Raw genomic sequence first — 5757 nt, 5'->3', positions numbered from 1 at the left:
GTTTTAAGTAGTGGATTTGCAACTGCTCTTTTAGAAAGTCCTGAAATTGTCGATGAGAACGGGTCGTTTTCAACAAAAAAATCACCACCATCAGCGAAGGTAGACAAAAAGATGTCTTCATCGCGATTATGGGGGCGTTTCAAAAAAGTCAAGTCCCAAATTTTCGACACGTCTATTTTGGAGGAAAACTGCAAAAAGACCAAGGCTAAATGCCTTGATCCATATAATATCTCGGGTTTCCGAGAGAGTACACTTATAAAAAGGGAGGACTATGTTATGCATGAACTATCACAGCTGATTAAGAGCGATATGAAACCGGCCCTTGGGGTAACGGAACCTGGCGCAATAGCATTTGCAGTCGCAAAGGCGCGCTGTTATACCAATGGAGAAATCGTAAAAATAAATGTAGCGATGAACAGTGGGATGTATAAAAATGCGTTTACATGTGGGATACCAAACAGCAAAGAAGTCGGCAACGTATTTTCGGCGGCATTAGGAGGCGTTGCCGGAAATGCAGAGAAAGGGCTGGAAGCATTGGCAGATGTGACGGAGGCTGACAATGAAGCCGCTCATAAACTGGTGGATGCAGGAAAAGTTTCGGTAGTACTCAGTGGAATTACAAGCTGTATTTTTATTGAAGCTACCGTTATGACCGAGAGGGATGCTGCAGTAGTGACAATCCGTGATTCCCATACCAATATTACAAAGATAACTGTAAACGGTAAGGTTATATTGAAAACGGAAGATGAAAAAAAGGCAGATACGAGTGAAGCAGAGAAAACAGCGGAAGATGCATCGCTTATACATAAGTATACGCTTCAGCAGTTATACGAGTATATCACAACTGTGGACATTGAAGAAATCAGTTTTATAAGAGATGCTTATAAAGTAAATCTGGAGCTATTCCATGAGGGGCTGAAAAACCCTAGAACCACATTTGCACGTCATCTACTGGAAATCAACGGCGGAAAAGAAATATCCGAAAACGAGAAGGCTACCGCATCCTTATTGTGCAACGCAGCAATCGAGGCGCGCGTTATTGGTCTGGATAAGCCCGCCATGAGTATTACAGGTTCCGGCGCCCATGGAATTATTGCGACAATGCCCTTGTATGCGGCATATAAAGTGAACGGATATACAGAAGCGCAGCTACTCCGTGCAACGGCTTTGAGTTATTTAATCTGCATGTACATCAAAGAATACTCTGGAAGGTTATCTGCATTTTGCGGATGCGCGATTGCCGCAGGCTCCGGTATGGCATGCGCTCTCATCTATCTACGGGGAGGCACAGTAGAAATGATGGCACATACATTGAATAATATGGCAAGCAGCATTACTGGAATGATTTGCGATGGAGGCAATCAGGGATGTACGATGAAAGGAATTGCGGCGGTGGATGCGGCGTATGCGTCTGTAGACTTTGCCATGAAAGGAGCCTATATTTTTGACGTGCACGGAATAAACGGAAAAACCCCGGAAGAGACCATGAGGAATATGGGATTGATCGCTGCTCCTGGAATGACAGGAACCGAAAAGACTATTGTGGAGATTTTAAAGAACAAATTGAAGCAATAGAGTCTCATCGGCATAATAGGCTGTGAGTAGGGACAGGCAGTGTAAAATTAAGTGTGTAAGTTCGAAAGAACTTATGCACTTAATTTTTTATGGAGTGAGGGGGACGCCAGGGGACGTCAGGCCAATGTCATAAAGCTTAACTGTAACAAAAAGGTAAATGGTAAAAAAACAGAAAAAGTTTAGAGAAACAATAAAAACACTTGACTTTTTAGAGGTATCCCAACAATGAGAGGATATACCCTTTTCAGGGTATATCCTCTCATTGTTGGGTGATATAATGATGTTAAAAAAATTTATGACTTCTCTTGAGATAGCCAGAGAGCAAATTAACGATTCCCTTTTTATGCTTACCAACCGTACCAAAAGCACATATTTTACAAAAGATACTGCTAAAATGAATTTCAAGGATGCAATATATTTCATTTTAAAAGGATTGACGAAACATGGGGACAGGGACGAAAGAAACATGGGGACAGGGATAATGTTTCTTTTGATTAAAGGCTTTCAATGCTCTAGTCGATGGCTTATTTAATTCGGTAATCATAATTTTTTGTTGCATAATTATACAACCCCTTTCAGTTTTGGTGTATCTAACTGAAAGGGGTCTGCATTTTGGACATAAGCCAGAACCATCTTCATCACGAGGTGAATATAGTTTCTTGCAAATTCCGCATTGTGGCGTTATCGGTTTAATGTTCCACCTCATACAAGCACCTTCTTTGATTATGTTAACTATGCCTGTATTAATCGTATCCTCTTGCTCACACTGCATAAACGGCTGTTTTGCATCTTTAGAAATGAATGACCACATCGTTCATACTTACGATTATACCAAATAACGTAGCTTGAACTGACTCGTTGTATCATCATACTAATAGGCTCTTGGGTTCTTACAACAAAAAGTGTACATGATTATCCATTAAGCAATAAGCAAAAATCCGGCATTGGTTGATTTCTTTATATTTCGCAAGGTCTTCGATTAATTTCAACCGATCTTCATCATCTTCAAATATGATATGATATATTCCACTACCGCTTTTCTCTTGACCTTCTTGCACTTTCTTCACCTCTGAGGAAATTATATCAATTTTCTTACATAGAAACAACATCCCTGTCCCTATGTTTTTTCGAAACAACATCCCTGTCCCTATGTTTTTTCTTTAGTTGCGTCAATCAATAGCTCAGTTTATTCCCTTTACATAGCTTTGTGAAATAACACTACTTCCAAGAGGTTTCATTCCAAATAATATACGTAACCAATTAAACCTCATTATAATAAAATAATAGATTGCAATGATAACAATAAATGATGAGGAACTGATCGCGATATATTTGAACCATGCATTAATGTTCCATTGTATGATCTGAAAACCTATCAGCAAAATAATCGTCTGATGTAGCATATAAAACGGCATCACCGCTTCGTTAATTCTACTTAACCATGTAGTTCGAAAGTCCAGGAACGTTTTACCTGCTCCCAAGAAAAACATCAGCCACGACCATGTTGTAATAGCCCACATTACATGAAAAAATATGCAACCTAATGAATAGTCAGGATGATCCCACCAGCTTTTCAAATAATCCAAAAAAGAGGTGAAGAGCACTAACAATATTACTAGAAATAGTATACCAATTCCTAATGAAATGTATTTATGTCGTTCAGCACTTTCAATAAACTTCTTATCACAAAATAATATGTAACCAAAAATAAAAATTAAGAACCAAAATGTAAAATCTGCCCATGATGAATATTTCGGATAAATAGGCTGTAATAATATTTTAGTGCAGGCAAGCGGTACCACAAAAAGATATATGCCTCCTATTTTTTCACAAGCAGTCGCAGTCCTAAGAAGTTTCATAAGTTTCACGCCGCTTTCGCTTCTCAGATAACGTATGATAGGCAAAGCAATTACCGAAAAAATAAATAAAAAAGCCAAAAACCATAAATGAGTCCCTGGTTCTCCAAACCAAACCGGACTAAAGCCAAAATTTCCGATAAACAACTTATGTTCTGGATACCAAGGTAAAAAGTTTAAAAATGTTCCGGAAAACTTATCTTTGCTCAAACACTCCACATATCTCTGCGGCGGTATAAGAATAAATATTCCAAATATATAAGGAATAACAAATCTCCAATATCTGTCCCGAATGTACTGCTTGGTCGTTTTGACTTTTAATGCAAAATTAGTTCCTACACCTGCCAACATAAAAAACAGTGGCATTATCCAGAAGTTAACGAACATAACAAAGACTGTAGGTTCTAAAAAAGTCTCTTTATTTTTCAATTCCCAATCCATAAGGTCAAAGAATCTAGTATTATGAAAAAAGAATACGCACATCACTCCTATTATCCTCAACCAATCAATATAATAGCACCGCTCTCCGTTAATATATTTCCCCATATTTCCCACAACCTTATATTGTAATACTACCTGCTAGAAGAAGCACCGGGCCGCACACTTTGCTTCTGTTGTGCCAAGCCCCGGTCCCCCTCCAGAAGCATAAAATCAGTGTTGTTGCGAAGTAGATTTTGTGTCCCCTCGCTTCTTCCAAGTTGTAGATTTAATCATTTTCCGTTAAGTAGAACACCTCCTGTTTTTATTGCACCAGCCATTCACGGTGTCTGTAAAAGGCAATATAGCTCAATAGTATATAAATGCATACTATGATACTTTTAAGTATCTACTTGTTATTCTTAATTATATTGTCTATTATTACATTACAATAAAAATTAAGGGAGTGACTAATGTGAGTACAACCATTTATTATTTTACCGGTACGGGTAATTCATTAAAAATAGCAAAAGACTTAAAAAAATATTTGGAATACACTAAAATCGTAAGAATCTGCAAAGATAACAACAGCTTTGAAGATACAGGTTCGGATAAAATTGGCTTTGTTTTTCCTGTCTACTTTCGAGGATTACCGCACATGGTTAGTCAGTTTGTTGAAAACATGCCTGTTTATAATAGTGTTTATTATTTCGCCGTCGCTAACTACGGCGGTTCTGCCGCTATTTCCTTCCAACAATTAAATAGTATATTGAACAGCAAAGGCGGAAGTTTGTCGGCAACATTTGGCATACCTATGCCAGGTAACATGTGGTTTATGTATTATCCACATCCCAAACAAGATTTTATTGATAGAATTAATAGTCAGCCACAGGAAACGATTACCGTTGCCACAGCGATTCACAACAAGATAAATATCAAGATTGATAATATTGCTAATTATCCTGCCGAGGAGGCTATCTATCAGTCTTTTAGCCCCAACAATATGGACGCAAATTTTTGGACGAAATCAACCTGTAATGGCTGTGGAATTTGCATGAAAATATGCCCCGCAAATAACATTAGCATTCTCCATGACCGACCGTATTGGCAACATCACTGTGAATACTGCTTATCTTGCATACATTGGTGTCCAAAGGAAGCTATTGAATACAATCAAGACTCCACCAATAAAGAACGCTATCATCACCCAGATGTAAAAATACAAGAACTCTTCTGTAAAATGACTAATTCATAAAAAGAATAAATATAAATCACAAAATCGCTGTGAAGAAAGGGCTATTTAATAACTCTACTCTGTTACATCCATCAAAATCCCAACACTTAGCATTAGTACCGCCTCTCCATTTAACTTATTCTTCCAAAATAGTATAAACCCTTGTTAAAATATATAATTTCAACAGGGGATACCTAATGACTCACTGGGACGATTCATAAAGGGTTCAATCGGAAGTTTTGCGCGGTAAAAAGGCTCAACAAGCAGTTGATATCTGCAGGTTGAGCCTTTAAACTAATCTACGGCAAAATTTTTGATTACCCAGAAGAAGGAAATTGGGTACAAGTCCTTCTCCCATTCTCTCAGTTGCTCTTAGCGAAAATTTAGGAATGCTATGGTGCTAGAATATAAATAGAACAAATTGAATTGAGGGTGTTCCCCAGAAGGATTACAATAAATGATATAGGGGGAACATACAATGGCAAAGCAACAGACTCAACAATTCAAAGAAGATGCCGTCCGTTATTATTACGACCATTCAGATCTTGGCGTTAAGGGTTGTGCATCAAATTTAGGAATAGGATATAGCACATTAACAAAATGGCTTAAAATCGCCAGAGAAAATAACGGCGATGTTCCGACTCGCGGATCAGGCAATTATTCTAGCGATATTGA

The 5757-nt window shown here is 38.0% G+C and carries 5 protein-coding genes; 3 read left to right on the top strand and 2 right to left on the bottom strand.

Annotated elements, in window-relative coordinates; all coding sequences use genetic code 11:
• Positions 1 to 1575, top strand: a 1575-nt coding sequence (locus tag BLR65_RS28405; protein WP_218130681.1) for an L-cysteine desulfidase family protein, incomplete at its 5' end; no start/stop codon positions are given.
• An 890-nt stretch (positions 1576 to 2465) separates the two neighbouring features.
• On the opposite strand, the gene BLR65_RS31235 is transcribed toward BLR65_RS28405, so the two are convergent.
• Both BLR65_RS31235 and BLR65_RS28390 read right to left on the bottom strand, forming a co-directional pair.
• A complete protein-coding gene (locus BLR65_RS31235) occupies positions 2466 to 2633 on the bottom strand; it encodes a transposase (protein ID WP_245693105.1) in 168 nt (55 codons plus the stop codon).
• A gap of 123 nt (positions 2634 to 2756) precedes the next feature.
• Positions 2757 to 3977, bottom strand: a complete 1221-nt coding sequence (locus tag BLR65_RS28390) for an acyltransferase family protein (RefSeq protein ID WP_093798147.1) — start codon at positions 3975 to 3977, stop codon at positions 2757 to 2759.
• Positions 3978 to 4323: 346 nt separating this feature from the next.
• On the opposite strand from BLR65_RS28390, the gene BLR65_RS28385 reads away from it, so the two are divergent.
• Together BLR65_RS28385 and BLR65_RS28380 are read left to right on the top strand one after the other, a co-directional pair.
• Entirely contained in the window at positions 4324 to 5103 is a 780-nt protein-coding gene (locus BLR65_RS28385) for an EFR1 family ferrodoxin (RefSeq protein ID WP_093798145.1), read from the top strand.
• A gap of 457 nt (positions 5104 to 5560) precedes the next feature.
• A partial coding sequence (locus BLR65_RS28380; RefSeq protein WP_176772830.1) for a transposase occupies positions 5561 to 5757 on the top strand: 197 nt, incomplete at its 3' end.

The sequence above is a fragment of the Sporomusa acidovorans genome, from assembly GCF_900101845.1.
Classification (GTDB): domain Bacteria; phylum Bacillota; class Negativicutes; order Sporomusales; family Sporomusaceae; genus Sporomusa; species Sporomusa acidovorans.
Note: the sequence above shows the minus strand (reverse complement) of the source record. Positions and strands in the feature narration are given on the sequence as shown.

What these genes read in the sequence shown, in the direction of transcription:
- BLR65_RS28390 (WP_093798147.1), bottom strand. Translation starts at nt 3,977, where the DNA reads ATGGGGAAATATATTAACGGAGAGCGGTGCTATTATATTGATTGGTTG.